Source organism: uncultured Pontibacter sp. (genome assembly GCF_947495565.1).
Classification (GTDB): Bacteria; Bacteroidota; Bacteroidia; order Cytophagales; family Hymenobacteraceae; genus Pontibacter.
In genome coordinates this window covers 74,214-86,959 of record NZ_CANLZM010000011.1, presented here as the reverse complement: position 1 = coordinate 86,959, position 12,746 = coordinate 74,214, and the positions used below count along the sequence as shown (strand labels likewise).

Below are 12,746 nucleotides of genomic sequence, written 5' to 3'. Positions count from 1 at the left end.
CAAATCCAACTCTCTTATTATGATGCAAATTTACAGAAAAACACATGTGCTGCGCTGGCACATACTTTTACCCCTATGCCTGCTGCTGTTCACACAGTGTACCACAGCAAAGCTCTCGATGCAGGAAGGGAAGCAAATTGACCAACTGGGCGTTTGCCTGGTTTTTGGAGAAGAGGTGCCACCGGAGTTTCAGGAGCAGTTCGAGAGCAAACTTGATGCATACATTGTGCAATACAATGCACAGCCGCACCCCTTTAAGTTAATCGATTGCCAAGACGAAAGCTCTTTGCTCCTCCGGATAGAAAATGTTCAGTACACCACGCCTCAACAACGTACTGCCGGTTTAGCGGTAAGCGCCATCGGTATACTCGGTGTACCAGTGGCCATGGTTTCGGCAGGCTTGCCGTTCTATGCCTTCTTTTACTACTTCCCGGCAAATGAAACTCAGGCGGTGCTTGCCTTAAGCCAAGACATCGCGCACCCTACCATGGGCACCATGAACCGTGTGTACACCAGTGGCGGCATGTTTGGAACAGACGAGCGCCAACGCCTGCGCCATTCTTCTAAATTTGAGAAACATTTGACCGCCATTTTCGTTGAGCTAGAGACCAGCTATATCAAAACTTCCAAAAAACCTGCTGCAAAAATAAAACAGCAGGCAATAACGGCTGACTTGAACTAACCAGTGTAGAGTTTATTTACAAGTAAAAAACAAATCGGCCGCTCCCTTACGAGAGCGGCCGATTTGTTTTTTATATAGATTTATACTTTACAGCACCGCCAGGCTTTGCTCAATCGCGTTGATTTTTGCCTCTGCATCGGCTTTCTTCTTGCGCTCGGCGGTGATCACAGCCTCTGGTGCACCGCTCACAAAACGCTCGTTGCTAAGCTTTTTATCCACTGATGCCAAAAAGCCTTTGGTGTACTCCAGCTCCTTTGTCAGGCGCTCACGCTCGGCGGCTACGTCAATGTTGCCCTCCATCGGGATGAAGAACTCGTCTCCGGCCTCTACAAAGCTGATCGCACCCTCCAGGTTATCGCTCACAAAGCTTACCTCGCTGATGCCTGCCAGCTTGCGGATAATGCCCAGGAACGGCTCATAATTTGTGCCGCTCAGGTTCTTGATGGATAGATCCAGCTGTTTGGAGTTCGGGATGTTTTTAGAGTTGCGTACATTACGGATAGCGCCCACAATATTCAGCACGCTTTCCATCTTCTCGATGACGCCTTTATTGAACTTTTCTTTCTTAGGCCAGGCCGAAACGATCAGGTACTCCTTGTTCTTGCGCTCTTTCAGCTCATGCCAGATCTCTTCTGTGATGAACGGCATGAACGGGTGCAGCACTTTCAGCACCTTCTCCAGGAAAGCGGTGGTGGCATCTATCGTCTGCTTATCAATCGGCTGCTGGTAGGCTGGCTTGATCATCTCCAGGTAATTAGAGCAAAAATCATCCCACACCAGTTTATACACCGCCAGCAGCGCGTCAGAGATACGGAACTTGCTGAAGTGGTCCTCTATCTGGATAAAGGCCTCGTTAAAGCGGGACTCAAACCAAGCCACAGCCGTTTCGTTCGGGAACGACAGGCTCTCGTCCACCTCCCATCCTTTGATCAAACGGAAAGCGTTCCAGATTTTGTTGCTGAAGTTACGGCCCTGCTCCACCAGTTTTTCGTCAAACAACAGGTCGTTACCGGCCGGAGAACTGAACAGCATACCCGCACGCACACCGTCGGCACCGTACTGCTCAATCAGGTCCAGCGGATCCGGAGAGTTGCCTAGCTGCTTCGACATTTTGCGGCCCTGCGTATCGCGCACAATACCTGTCAGGTACACATTTTTAAACGGCAATTCATTACGGAACTCGTACCCCGCCATAATCATACGCGCTACCCAGAAAAACAGAATTTCAGGGGCGGTAACGAGGTCGTTGGTCGGGTAATAGTATGAAATATCTTTATTGTCAGGGTCTTTGAAGCCGTTGAACACCGAAATCGGCCACAGCCACGAAGAGAACCACGTATCCAGCACGTCTTCGTCTTGGCGTAGATCCTCCAGCTGCAGCTCGTTATTGCCGCTTTCTTTACGGGCTAGACGAAGTGCTTCTTCTGCCGTGGTAGCCACTACATAAGAGCCATCCGGCAGGTAGTAAGCCGGTATCTGCTGGCCCCACCACAGCTGGCGCGAAATACACCAATCGTGCACGTTCTCCATCCAGGAGCGGTACATGTTCTTAAACTTCGGCGGGTGCAGGCGGATTTCGTCGTTCATCACGGCCTCCAGCGCTGGCTTAGCCATGTTGTCCATTTTGCACCACCACTGCATAGAGAGGCGCGGCTCAATTACGGCACCCGTACGCTCAGAGGTTTGCAGCACGCTGGCGTACTCTTCTATCTTCACCAGCATTCCGGTCTCTTGCAAATCTTTCACAATGTTTCGGCGGGCGGCAAACCTATCCTGCCCCACATACAGCTGCGCCTGCTCGTTCAGGGTGCCGTCGTTGTTGAGGATATCGATGGTTGGCAGCTTGTGCTTCTGCCCTAGCTCGTAGTCGTTCAGGTCGTGGGCCGGTGTAACTTTTAATGCGCCCGTACCGAAGTCTATGCTTACGTACTCATCAAGTATAACCGGAATCACCTTGCCCAAAAGCGGAATGCGAACAGATTTGCCGTGCAGGCGCGTGTAGCGCTCATCGTTCGGGTTAACGGCTACGGCCACGTCTGCCATAATGGTTTCCGGGCGTGAGGTAGCTACTGTAATATAAGTCGGCTCTGTAGATGCGCTGTCTGCTACCACCTCGTACTGCAGGTGGTACATCTTGGCCATTGTATCTTTCGGAATCACTTCCTCGTCAGAAAGGGCCGTGCGGCCCTGTGGGTCCCAGTTTACCATACGCACACCACGGTAAATCTGGCCTTTGCGGAACAGGTCCACAAACACCTCAATTACGGCGGCGCTCATGTCATCTTCCATCGTGAAGCGGGTACGGTCCCAGTCGCAGGAGGCGCCGAGCTTTTTCAGCTGCTCCAGAATAATACCGCCATACTTCTCTTTCCACTCCCAGGCGTGCTCCAGAAACTCCTCGCGCGTCAGGTCGCTTTTGTTGATGCCTTTTTCTTTGAGCATGGCCACTACTTTTGCCTCTGTGGCAATCGAGGCGTGGTCGGTGCCCGGTACCCAGCAAGCTTCTTTGCCTTGCATACGCGCACGGCGAATAAGCACATCCTGAATCGTGTTGTTGAGCATATGGCCCATGTGCAGCACGCCTGTAACGTTGGGCGGCGGAATCACGATGGTGTAAGGCTCTTTATTCGGATTTGGCTCAGAGTGGAAGAAGCCGCGCTGCATCCAGCTGTCGTACCACTTCTTCTCTACTTCCTTGGGGTTATATTTTGTTGAAATCGACATCGTATTTGGGTTGTTTTGGGCGTGTTGCGCTAAAAAGCAAAATTAGGCATTTTGTCTTAATTGTTGCTTGATTATTGCGGAATGTTAATGACAGAACAGGCCAGGAATGTGAACCTGCGCCTGCAGCAAGTATAAATCAGAGTTAGACAACGTGCAGGTTATACTTTACCAGCAGCCCCTGCAGGCCATATTGGGAGAACTTTGCTTTTTTGATGGTGTTCAGCTCAGGGTCTATCTCAAAGTTAAAAGCTGTGGAAAGATCAGCGGTGGTGAGGTTGGTGTAGTTAAAAACAGCTCTGTCCAAATCAGTGTTATCAAACATGGCGCTGCTAAGGTTCGCGCCTGAAAAATCTACGCCTTTCAGGGAAGTATGGGTAAAGTGCGTTTTAGACATTTTCCGGTTCACGAAGGAGGCATAATCCAGCATACTTCCTTCAAAACGAACGGTAAACAATACATCCTCGCACTCGCTAAAGTTTATGCCTGTTAGCTTACACTCCCGAAAAACAACGTTGCTAAGCGTGGCCCGGTGCAGCTTAAGCATAGCCAGGTTGCAACCTGTAAAAGTACAGTCTGTAAACCGGGTTTGCGAAAAATCACTTCCGGAAAAGTCACAGTTTCTGAAGGTGCATGCCTCAAACTCCCTGTTTTTGACAGACTTATTCTGGTACACGATCTTCTCAAACGTTTTATCCTGGTGCGTCAGTCCTTCCATCGTCATCAACTTTGCTGGTTATCTAAAGAAAAAACCTGCCTTTGTAGAGACAGGTTTTCTGACTTGATGCTGTTTATACTTATGCCTCCTGGTGCAGCCAGGATTTTTTGCCAAGCAGTTCTTCTTCCGTCTCGCGGTAGTCCGGGTCGTCTACGCAGCAATCCACTGGGCAAACGGCGGCACACTGCGGCTCCTCATGGAAGCCCATGCACTCCGTGCATTTATCTGAAACGATGTAGTAAAACTCATCTGAAATAGGTGTTTGCGGCTCATCTCCTGCAATTACCTCGCCTCCGTCTATCTCCACCTCTGTCAGTGCAGTACCGCCGCCCCAGGTCCACTCCGCGCCGCCTTCGTAAATAGCAGTGTTCGGGCACTCTGGTTCGCAGGCTCCGCAGTTTATACACTCATCGGTTATCATTATAGCCATAGTCGTATCTCCTGTATATTTTTTATACTTTTGTACTTCTGTTTCTTTTAACGAACAAAATTAGGAACAATCAGTATCCCTATCAAGTTATTTTTTACAAGCCACGCAAATTGCCATGACATTAGAGAACAGGATAGAAGCCTTTGTAGAACTCGGGAAACAGCTGCAGAACCTGACGCCTGAAGAGCGGCAGAGCTGGGCCTACGCGGCAGCCTCCCGTAATACCTGGTTTACAGAGGAGAATGTATCCTGTGCCCTCAACGGCGTTATTACTATGCTGCAAGAGCAGTACCTCCGAGAGTGGCTTTACCCGTACCACCTTAAACAGGTTTCACCGAAGAAGGTTGGCGTAGTGATGGCGGGTAATATTCCAATGGTCGGTTTTCACGATTTCCTGTCGGTGCTGATCAGCGGGCACTTCCTTTTAAGCAAGCTCAGCTCGAGCGACGACATGCTCATGAAGCGCATCGCCAACATGCTGATAGGTATAGAGCCGGCTTTTGCCAGCTGCATTGAGTTTGTGGATTTGCTGAAAGAGGCGGACGCTATTATTGCCACCGGCTCCGACAACACGGCTCGCTACTTTGAGTACTACTTTGCCAACCGCCCGCACATCATCCGCAAGAACCGCAGCAGCATAGGTATACTTACCGGCCACGAGGAACCTGACGACTTAAAGGCACTGGGCGAGGACATTTTCCGTTACTACGGCCTGGGCTGCCGCAACGTATCCAAAGTATTTGTGCCAGAAGGCTATAAGTTCGATAAATTCTTTGAAGCCAATCAGCACCGCGAAAACATACTGGACCACCACAAGTACCAGAACAACTACGACTACAACAAGTCTATACTTCTGGTAAACCGTGTGCCCCATTTCGATAACGGCTTTATGCTGGTACAGCAAAGTGAAAAGCTCGTGTCTCCTATCTCAGTGCTATTTTACGATACCTTCAGCTCGCTTACAGACCTGCGCCAGAAGCTGCAAGAGGTAAAAGACAAGACACAGGTGCTGGTATCGGCGCATGGCTGGTTTGAAAGCAGTATTCCATTTGGTGAGGCGCAGAGCCCGATGGTATGGGATTATGCCGACGGCGTGGATACGATGAAGTTTCTGCAGCACCTGTAGTTCCTTAAAAATCAGCGTTAAAACATTGCAATTTAGATAGCGGTTTCCTATATTGGTTTTAGTTAAACAAACCAACCGCACATGGAAACTTATGTAAACACCATCCCGATGATGGAGAAGGAGCAAATTCCGACTCTCCGTTTTGGGCGCAATGACGTACTCACAGACCCTGAAGCCCGCAAAAAACGCATGTGGGACCTGAACCGCGCCACTTCCCTTGGTAACGTGTATCAGGGTAAGGTAGAAATAACCTTTCAGACAGCCGATGGCGAACCGCACCGCGTGGATACAACTGTTTGGGCAGTAGATGAAAGGTTTATGACACTTAAAGCCGGTTGTGCCATACCTGTTACCTCTATTATTGGAATCGAGTTTTTCTAAGATAGGTTTCCTGTTATACTTTAGCAGCAGGCAAGTATTCCCGTACTTGCTTTTTTTTGCTGCCTTTCCACAATAATGTTTAAACAACATTCCGGCACGATATCTGCTCTATATAGTATGAACCAAATAGATAACTATGCTAAATCAAAAGAAAGACACTCAACTCATCAATAAAGACCGAATCCCCACCTTACAGTTCAGCAAGAAAGACGTGCTGCAAGACTCTGATGCGAAAAGCCGCCGTTACTATGCTGCCAACCGCGCCACCATCTTAAGCAACACGTACCGTAATAAGTCCATCATCACGTTTAAGACGGCCTCCGGCGAGAAGAAAAAAGTAGAAGCCGCACTTTGGGGGTTAGACAAGGATTTTGTACTGCTGCGATCAGGTATGTTTTTGCCGCTGCGCTCCATTTTAGAGATCAATTACTGCTAAGTCATGAAACCCAAACCCTCGCCCCAGTTAATTTCAGGTAAGTATAAAACATAACAGCCCGCTCATACTTGAGCAGGCTGTTATGTTTTATGCCAATTTAAAGGCACTGTTTAGATCCGCTCCAGCACTTTCACAATTAAATCGTCTATTACCTGCTCGGCGTTTTCAGCGAACTTTTGCGTGATGCGGTTGGCTACAATGGCGTTCAATGACAACATCTCGTGGCCCAAAATGCGGCCCATGCTATAATAGCCAGCTGTTTCCATCTCAAAGTTTGTGAGCTTAAAATCGTTGTGGCGGAAGTTTTGATAAGTATGCAGCAGGCTTTGGTTACGCAAGCCGCCACGCAGCACACGCCCTTGCGGTGCGTAAAAACCCGGGCAGGTAAGCGTGTTGCCCGGCACCATGTCGAAAGCAATTTTCTGAAGGAGGCTTTCTGAAGCCGTCACGCAGTATGGCCTGAAGCCCAGTCCCAGTTCATGCTGCAGTTTGGCAGTTATACTTTGCTCTTCCTCCGTCTGCTCCAGTGGGTAGAACTCCATCAGCGTGTCCAGGCCAACACTTGTATGCGAGGCCAGGTGGCTTCCGAGCGGTACCGTTTCCTGCAGAGAGCCGGAGGTACCAATGCGCACAATGCTCAGCTTTATCTTCTCCTCATTTACCTCCCTGCTCTGAAAATCGATGTTTACCAGCGCATCCAGCTCATTCATCAGAATATCGATGTTATCGGTGCCCATTCCGGTTGAGATCACGGTCAGGCGCTTGCCTTTGTAGTAACCTGTGTGGGTAACAAACTCGCGCTTGGCAATCTGCACTTCCATCGTATCAAAATGCTGGCTCACCTTAGCTACACGCTCCGGGTCGCCTACGGTTATGATCGTATCGGATATATGCTCGGGCAGTAGGTTAAGGTGATAAACCGTGCCGTTTGGGTTGATGATCAGTTCTGATTCTGGAATAGCAGCCATAGTTTTAGTTAATGCTTTTATCTGGTAATATTGACAAACCACCCCTAGCCCGCCTTAACCAAGGAGGGGAGCTTTATTTATCTCTTTAAAGAGTGGTCCTGATACAAAGGTATAAAAACAAGAAAAGCGTGGCTTGTGAGCGCACGCTTTTCTGAGTTTTAGAGAATACTTATACTTGTACGTCAGTTTTCTTTCTGCGGTTAAACCCTTTAAGCGGATTATAGCCGTTCAGCTCTTTCTGGTAATAGCCGGTGCCGTCGTAAGGGCGTTTTTCCGGGTGTTCTTTGCACTCGGTAGAGCAGGCGCCTTCCATTTCCCAGCCACAGGCTTCGCAGATGGACACGTGCAGGTTACAAACCGGGTTAGCGCAGTTCACCATGCGGTCGCTTTTAGTGCGGCATACATGGCATTCCGAAACAACAGTTGGGTTCACCTTGTTCACGTCAACGGCCACGCGGTTATCGAACACGTAGCATTTGCCCTCAAAATCCTCACCGCCTGCCTCCATGCCATACTTTATGATACCGCCGTGCAGCTGGTATACATCCTCGAAACCCTGCTCCAGCAAAAAGGCGCTTGCCTTCTCGCACTTAATGCCGCCGGTGCAGTAGGTCAGGATCTTCTTGTCTTTATACTTTTCCTTCAGCTCATTTACCTTCTCCGGAAACTCACGGAAGTTCTCGATGTCCAGGGTAACCGCATTTTTGAAACGGCCTACGCTGTGCTCGTAATCTGAGCGCACATCGAGTACCACCACATCGTCGCGGTCCTTCATCGCCTTAAACTCCTTCGGCTCCAGGTGCTTGCCTGTGCGCGCGTTCGGGTCGATGTGCAGCAATCCTGAATGCACGATTTCGGACTTCGTACGCACATGCAGTTTGGTAAAAGCATGAGCATCCGAGGTATCTACCTTAAAGTCGGTTTTAGCGAAACGCGGATCGGCATGCATAGTGGCCATGTACTGTTCGCAGTCTTCTTTCAGACCGGAAACGGTGCCATTTAGGCCTTCCTTGGATACAATGATACGGCCGAGCAGGTTAAGCTCCAGGCAAAGTAAGTGGTGTTGCTCACGATACGCCTCCGGGTCTTCGATCGGCGCGTAGCAATAGTACAGTAGTATGCTGTATGGTTTGTTCATAACTGCTTAGTTTCGGCTAAGTGTTAAATAAATTATTTGCTCCTTCGGAGCTATGGTTATATTGTTTAATTGTCTGAATCAGGATTTTCAGGATAAGTGCGGACAAATAGGATCAGGTCTGATCTTTCATATTCGCTCATTCAATCAATCGCTTACTCAAAATTTCACTGCAAAAGTATAAATTACCGTTCTGCCGCAAAATGACTTTTATCAGATTTGTAACAGCCGGGGCAAGTATAAAAGTTTACTTTACTGCGGCAGCGGGATTTCCGAAAACAGTGGCTTTGGCAGGCACATTGGCCACTACCACAGAACCGGCGCCAACGCGGGCGTTCTTCCCTACCTTTACACCAGACACAATAACAGCGCCCGTTCCGATAAAGGCTCCGTCTTCCACCACAGCTTCTGAGTTAATGATAGCGCCAGCGCCGATCTCTACATCGTTGCCAATCTCCGCCTTCGCATCTACCAACGCTCTTGCATTAATGATACAGTTATCGCCAACCTTGGCGTTGTTGCTGATAATAGCACCAGCACCCACCAGGTTACCATGGCCCAGCCAAGCATGCTCTGACACGGCACTGAAACGGTGAATAGCGTTTACCGGCACTACTTTGTGCTCATCCTTCAGCATTTTGATCAAGCCTTTGCGCGCCGCGGAATCCTCCACCGCCACAAACACGTCGCAGGTTTTACCTACCAGCTTCAGAAACTCATTGTCTTCGGTATTGCTCATCACCGCCACGTTGTTCACCTCTTCCTGCTGCAGCTTTTGGTTATCATCCAGAAAGCAGTACACGATAACGCTGTTACTGTTAAATATATCTAATGCGGTGGTACCCAGCTTTTGGGCACCTAGTATGATCACAGGATTTTGCATAAATCAATCTTAAATAAGGCGCAAAGTTACGAAGAAGTGCGGGAGTTTAAAAGTATGGCTACGGCAGCCGCAAACGCTGCAGCAGGCGCTGCGCATATACGTTCTGCAGCAGCAGGTATACCAGAAACGGCAGGTACACGATGCGGTAGCGGCTCAGGGTGCCAAAGTTTGGGGTTGAGAGCCCCGTTACGCCCGCCATCACAAGTATAAAAACCAAGAATACTACGTGCAACAGCTCTATCTTTATACTTGCCTTTTTTCTGAATGCCGATGCCATACTTAAAACCGTCAGGAACAGTAACAGCAGATTTTCCAGGGCGCTTGCCAAATACAACGGCTTCCAGGACTCTCCGATAAAGGGGCGGTAAATAGAGCTTAACATAGCCTTGGGGTAGTGCAGCAGCAGGCTTGGCAACGTCGGTTGAAGTCCTTCCAGTGCTACATGAGGTTTGCCCAAGGCACGCGGCAGCATCTCAACGTAACTTTTATGAATGTAGAGCGGCAGGTAATTAACCAGCAGCTTATCTCTGAAAATAAAAGCGACCACACCTATTGCCGCTGCGGCCACTACTCCGTAAAACAGCAACTGTGCCCGCAAAGGCCGCAGTACAGTATAGTTTGCCTTTAGCCGTTGCAACAGCAGGTATACCAGCAGAAGCGGCAGCAGCAAAGCAGCATAAAACATCCTGATCTTAACAAAAAAATATAGGTGCAGAGGCAGCAACAGATAACTGCCGGCTGCCAGCTTTTGCCGATGCGCTAATGCCAACGCAGCCCCCGTTAGCCAACACATGCTGCCGTACATCAGCGGGTCTTTCAGTAAGCCTACGCTCCAAACCAGCACCGTCGGGAAGAAAAGAAAGGCAATGGCTGCCGCTAATTTATACTTTGGGTACTGCCTGGCCAGCACTGCCACCAGGTAGGCACTGCCCCAGAAACTATAAATCGCTAAGTAAAGGTTATTGATCAGGTAATTGCCTGCTGTAATAAAATTTAATATGCTGATGAGCTTAATAAAAAAGAAGGAGTTCAAAACATCAGCCCAATCTGTAAACGGCAGCGAAGCCTTTATCTCTTCGCTAGCAAACTGGTTGAAGAGCAGCAGCCTTAGGTAAGCCATAGGTTGCTCCTGCGCATACTGCCACAGCCTCATGCTTCCCAAATGGTAAGTAGACCGATCACCGAGCATGAGCCCGTTAGCAAAAAGAATGGCCAACGCCACCGCCGCCAGCACCTTCAGCCCCAGTGCCGGCGTAAAATATGGCTGAATAGTTCGTGCCCAGTTTTGCCGGTACATCCAGTACACTAAGCCCGAGAGTATGAGTGCGTTGAGCAGGTAAACGAGCAGGATACTCACAGGGCAGCTTTATTCTTTTTCATGATTTGGTTGCCTATGGCGCAGCGCATGCAGTTTACGGGGTGGCAGTAGCGTTTATACAGCCCCAGCGCCGCCTGGTTGTCGGCAGCGGAATTAGCTTGCCAGCCAAGTGCCTCGTACTGCCGCGTGTATTTGTTGCTTGCCTCTCGTACCTGCTCCAGCAGATTTATGGCTTTATCCAGCAAGGTGCGGTCGCTGTTGTGGCTGGCATAGGCGGCAAGTATAGGCACAGCTACGTTAATCACCAAATTCTGCGCGCTGCTTTTGCCCAAACCTCTGGAAATACCCTTGCTCTCACGGCCGAACATGTAGTGCTTTAGCCAGTAATCAGAAACTGGCGCCTGAAACAACTGCTCATACTTTTTAACGGCACCTGCCTCCTGCAATTTAGTAAAAAGCGATTGATGCTGGTGCAGCAGCCCTGCCAATTGCGCCAGCCGCACAGTAGGAAAGTTAGCTGGCCTCATGCGCAGAAAATTCCACTGGTGCCGGGGCATAGGCTGCAGTTTATACTTGTGCTGCAAAAAAGTATACTCTCGCTGCAGCTGCTGCGCATAAGCATCTTCGGCATCGGCCAAAAAACCTGCCTGCCCTAAAAGCAGCGCTTCCAGTTGGGGCAGGTTGTGTTGGTGCCGGCGCACCACGTGGAACGGCAACGATTTTGCCAGCTGCTCAAAAGCGGGCTGGTTAATTTTAAAGCCGAAGCCGCGAAGCAACGTGTGGTAAGTTGCCTGTTCCCAATCATTGCCGTAACTGCGGTATGCCTGCAGCACCTCCTCCCCTTTCTCCTCCAGCCGCTCTACCAGTGCCCGCTCCAGCATTAGGGCCTTGTTAACTTCCGGAACGCTTGGCCAAAACGGCGCACAGGGAATTTCGTTTTTTGATTGCTGCAGCTGCTCATAGGTATGGATCATGCCCAGGTCTACGCGCCCCTGCAGTTCAACGACTGGCACCGTGGAGCCATCTGTTCGCAGCACAGGTTGGTCGGCTTGCCATACTACATGCAACACCACCTGGTCATACTTCAGGTCGTGCTGGTGCTGGTGGCGGTGCCAGTCAGATGCTTTCAGGTGCACTTCCACACTCCCCGACCACTCTACTTCGCCCAACCTAAGTATGGCTTCTTTAAAATCCGGGCCGGCATCGGTGTTGTAGAAACCTACGCGCAGCACCTGCAGCGGCTCGCCATCGGTAGTGGCAAGTGCTGTTTTATCAAAATACTGATGCTGCCAGATGTAGTGCAGGAAATCTTCTTTCATGAGCCGGATTTATACTTCAAGATGCGGAAAGTATACTTTAAAATCAACTGTAAACCACAGCGCCTGCCCGGATTAAGGAGCAGGCGCTATATCGTTCGTGGCTAAGCTGCTTCTAGCTTTTGCCGTGATACTTTAGCTGCATACCATGCAGGAAGTTACGCAGTATCTGGTCTTTTAGCGGGCGGTACTGGCTCTGGCTTGGGTTACGGAAAAATGCACTGAGTTCATGCTTGCTCAGCCTGAAATCCACTAAATCGAGTATGTCCAGTATATCCTCGTCCTTCAGGTTGAGGGCGATTTTAAGCTTGCGCAGAATGATGTTGTTGTTCAGTTTTTTCTCCGGCTCGGGCTGCGGACCTTCCTTTTTGCCACGGTTTTCGTTGATGAAGCCGTTCAGGAAAGCCGCCAGTTGCTCATCGCCCAGCTCTTTATACTCCGGGTCATCCTCTTTTTTAAGCCAGTCGCTTACCTCGGCACGCGTTACCTGCTGGCCACCGGAGCCAAAAAGGTCTATCATTTTATTATCGCCGTAATCAAAAGTATAGCGGATGCGGCGTAGTATATCGTTTTTTGTCATTGATTATTTAAATTTCTGTATGCAGCAGGCTATTGGCTGGCGCACATAGCAT

At 49.6% G+C, this 12,746-nt stretch carries 13 protein-coding genes; 4 read left to right on the top strand and 9 right to left on the bottom strand.

Annotated features, from left to right (window positions below; translation table 11 throughout):
• Positions 1–19 precede the first annotated feature (19 nt).
• Positions 20–682, top strand: coding sequence for a hypothetical protein (locus Q1B04_RS14360; protein WP_299759938.1), 663 nt, complete (start codon positions 20–22; stop codon positions 680–682).
• A gap of 87 nt (positions 683–769) precedes the next feature.
• Here Q1B04_RS14360 and Q1B04_RS14355 read toward each other — a convergent pair whose 3' ends face one another.
• The 3 genes from Q1B04_RS14355 to Q1B04_RS14345 form a co-directional block, all read right to left on the bottom strand.
• Positions 770–3,406, bottom strand: a complete 2,637-nt coding sequence (locus tag Q1B04_RS14355) for a valine--tRNA ligase (protein WP_299759936.1) — start codon at positions 3,404–3,406, stop codon at positions 770–772.
• A 142-nt stretch (positions 3,407–3,548) separates the two neighbouring features.
• Positions 3,549–4,127, bottom strand: coding sequence for a pentapeptide repeat-containing protein (locus tag Q1B04_RS14350; RefSeq protein WP_299759934.1), 579 nt, complete (start codon positions 4,125–4,127; stop codon positions 3,549–3,551).
• A 73-nt stretch (positions 4,128–4,200) separates the two neighbouring features.
• On the bottom strand, positions 4,201–4,551 hold the full coding sequence (locus tag Q1B04_RS14345) for a 4Fe-4S dicluster domain-containing protein (RefSeq protein WP_299759932.1): 351 nt from the start codon (positions 4,549–4,551) through the stop codon (positions 4,201–4,203).
• Positions 4,552–4,666: 115 nt separating this feature from the next.
• Here Q1B04_RS14345 and Q1B04_RS14340 point away from each other — a divergent pair, with 115 nt between their 5' ends.
• From Q1B04_RS14340 to Q1B04_RS14330, 3 genes are all read left to right on the top strand, one after another.
• Entirely contained in the window at positions 4,667–5,677 is a 1,011-nt protein-coding gene (locus Q1B04_RS14340; RefSeq protein ID WP_299759930.1) for an acyl-CoA reductase, read from the top strand.
• A gap of 81 nt (positions 5,678–5,758) precedes the next feature.
• Positions 5,759–6,058, top strand: coding sequence for a hypothetical protein (locus Q1B04_RS14335; RefSeq protein ID WP_299759928.1), 300 nt, complete (start codon positions 5,759–5,761; stop codon positions 6,056–6,058).
• Positions 6,059–6,194: 136 nt separating this feature from the next.
• Positions 6,195–6,494, top strand: coding sequence for a hypothetical protein (locus Q1B04_RS14330; protein ID WP_299759926.1), 300 nt, complete (start codon positions 6,195–6,197; stop codon positions 6,492–6,494).
• Between the two features lie 110 nt (positions 6,495–6,604).
• Here Q1B04_RS14330 and Q1B04_RS14325 read toward each other — a convergent pair whose 3' ends face one another.
• From Q1B04_RS14325 to Q1B04_RS14300, 6 genes are all read right to left on the bottom strand, one after another.
• The gene (locus Q1B04_RS14325) at positions 6,605–7,462 is read right to left on the bottom strand and encodes a nucleoside phosphorylase (RefSeq protein WP_299759923.1); all 858 of its coding nucleotides are present in this window, start codon (positions 7,460–7,462) and stop codon (positions 6,605–6,607) included.
• Positions 7,463–7,631: 169 nt separating this feature from the next.
• Positions 7,632–8,600 (bottom strand): rhodanese-related sulfurtransferase, encoded by a 969-nt coding sequence (locus tag Q1B04_RS14320; protein WP_299759921.1) that lies wholly within the window; start codon positions 8,598–8,600, stop codon positions 7,632–7,634.
• Between the two features lie 244 nt (positions 8,601–8,844).
• Positions 8,845–9,480 carry a NeuD/PglB/VioB family sugar acetyltransferase gene (locus tag Q1B04_RS14315; protein ID WP_299759919.1) on the bottom strand — a complete coding sequence of 212 codons (636 nt, stop codon included), beginning with the start codon at positions 9,478–9,480 and terminating at the stop codon, positions 8,845–8,847.
• Between the two features lie 58 nt (positions 9,481–9,538).
• On the bottom strand, positions 9,539–10,837 hold the full coding sequence (locus tag Q1B04_RS14310) for a hypothetical protein (RefSeq protein WP_299759917.1): 1,299 nt from the start codon (positions 10,835–10,837) through the stop codon (positions 9,539–9,541).
• Positions 10,834–12,117 carry a DUF2851 family protein gene (locus Q1B04_RS14305; protein ID WP_299759915.1) on the bottom strand — a complete coding sequence of 428 codons (1,284 nt, stop codon included), beginning with the start codon at positions 12,115–12,117 and terminating at the stop codon, positions 10,834–10,836. The genes Q1B04_RS14310 and Q1B04_RS14305 overlap by 4 nt, the downstream gene beginning before the upstream one ends.
• 112 nt (positions 12,118–12,229) lie before the next feature.
• On the bottom strand, positions 12,230–12,694 hold the full coding sequence (locus tag Q1B04_RS14300; RefSeq protein ID WP_299759913.1) for a DUF1456 family protein: 465 nt from the start codon (positions 12,692–12,694) through the stop codon (positions 12,230–12,232).
• Between the last annotated feature and the right edge of the window lie 52 nt (positions 12,695–12,746).

Bases quoted from the DNA above. Each gene is read 5' to 3' on its own strand.
- Q1B04_RS14360 (WP_299759938.1), top strand. From the start codon at position 20: ATGATGCAAATTTACAGAAAAACACATGTGCTGCGCTGGCACATACTT.
- Q1B04_RS14355 (WP_299759936.1), bottom strand. From the start codon at position 3,406: ATGTCGATTTCAACAAAATATAACCCCAAGGAAGTAGAGAAGAAGTGG.
- Q1B04_RS14350 (WP_299759934.1), bottom strand. From the start codon at position 4,127: ATGACGATGGAAGGACTGACGCACCAGGATAAAACGTTTGAGAAGATC.
- Q1B04_RS14345 (WP_299759932.1), bottom strand. From the start codon at position 4,551: ATGGCTATAATGATAACCGATGAGTGTATAAACTGCGGAGCCTGCGAA.
- Q1B04_RS14340 (WP_299759930.1), top strand. From the start codon at position 4,667: ATGACATTAGAGAACAGGATAGAAGCCTTTGTAGAACTCGGGAAACAG.
- Q1B04_RS14335 (WP_299759928.1), top strand. From the start codon at position 5,759: ATGGAAACTTATGTAAACACCATCCCGATGATGGAGAAGGAGCAAATT.
- Q1B04_RS14330 (WP_299759926.1), top strand. From the start codon at position 6,195: ATGCTAAATCAAAAGAAAGACACTCAACTCATCAATAAAGACCGAATC.
- Q1B04_RS14325 (WP_299759923.1), bottom strand. From the start codon at position 7,462: ATGGCTGCTATTCCAGAATCAGAACTGATCATCAACCCAAACGGCACG.
- Q1B04_RS14320 (WP_299759921.1), bottom strand. From the start codon at position 8,600: ATGAACAAACCATACAGCATACTACTGTACTATTGCTACGCGCCGATC.
- Q1B04_RS14315 (WP_299759919.1), bottom strand. From the start codon at position 9,480: ATGCAAAATCCTGTGATCATACTAGGTGCCCAAAAGCTGGGTACCACC.
- Q1B04_RS14305 (WP_299759915.1), bottom strand. From the start codon at position 12,117: ATGAAAGAAGATTTCCTGCACTACATCTGGCAGCATCAGTATTTTGAT.
- Q1B04_RS14300 (WP_299759913.1), bottom strand. From the start codon at position 12,694: ATGACAAAAAACGATATACTACGCCGCATCCGCTATACTTTTGATTAC.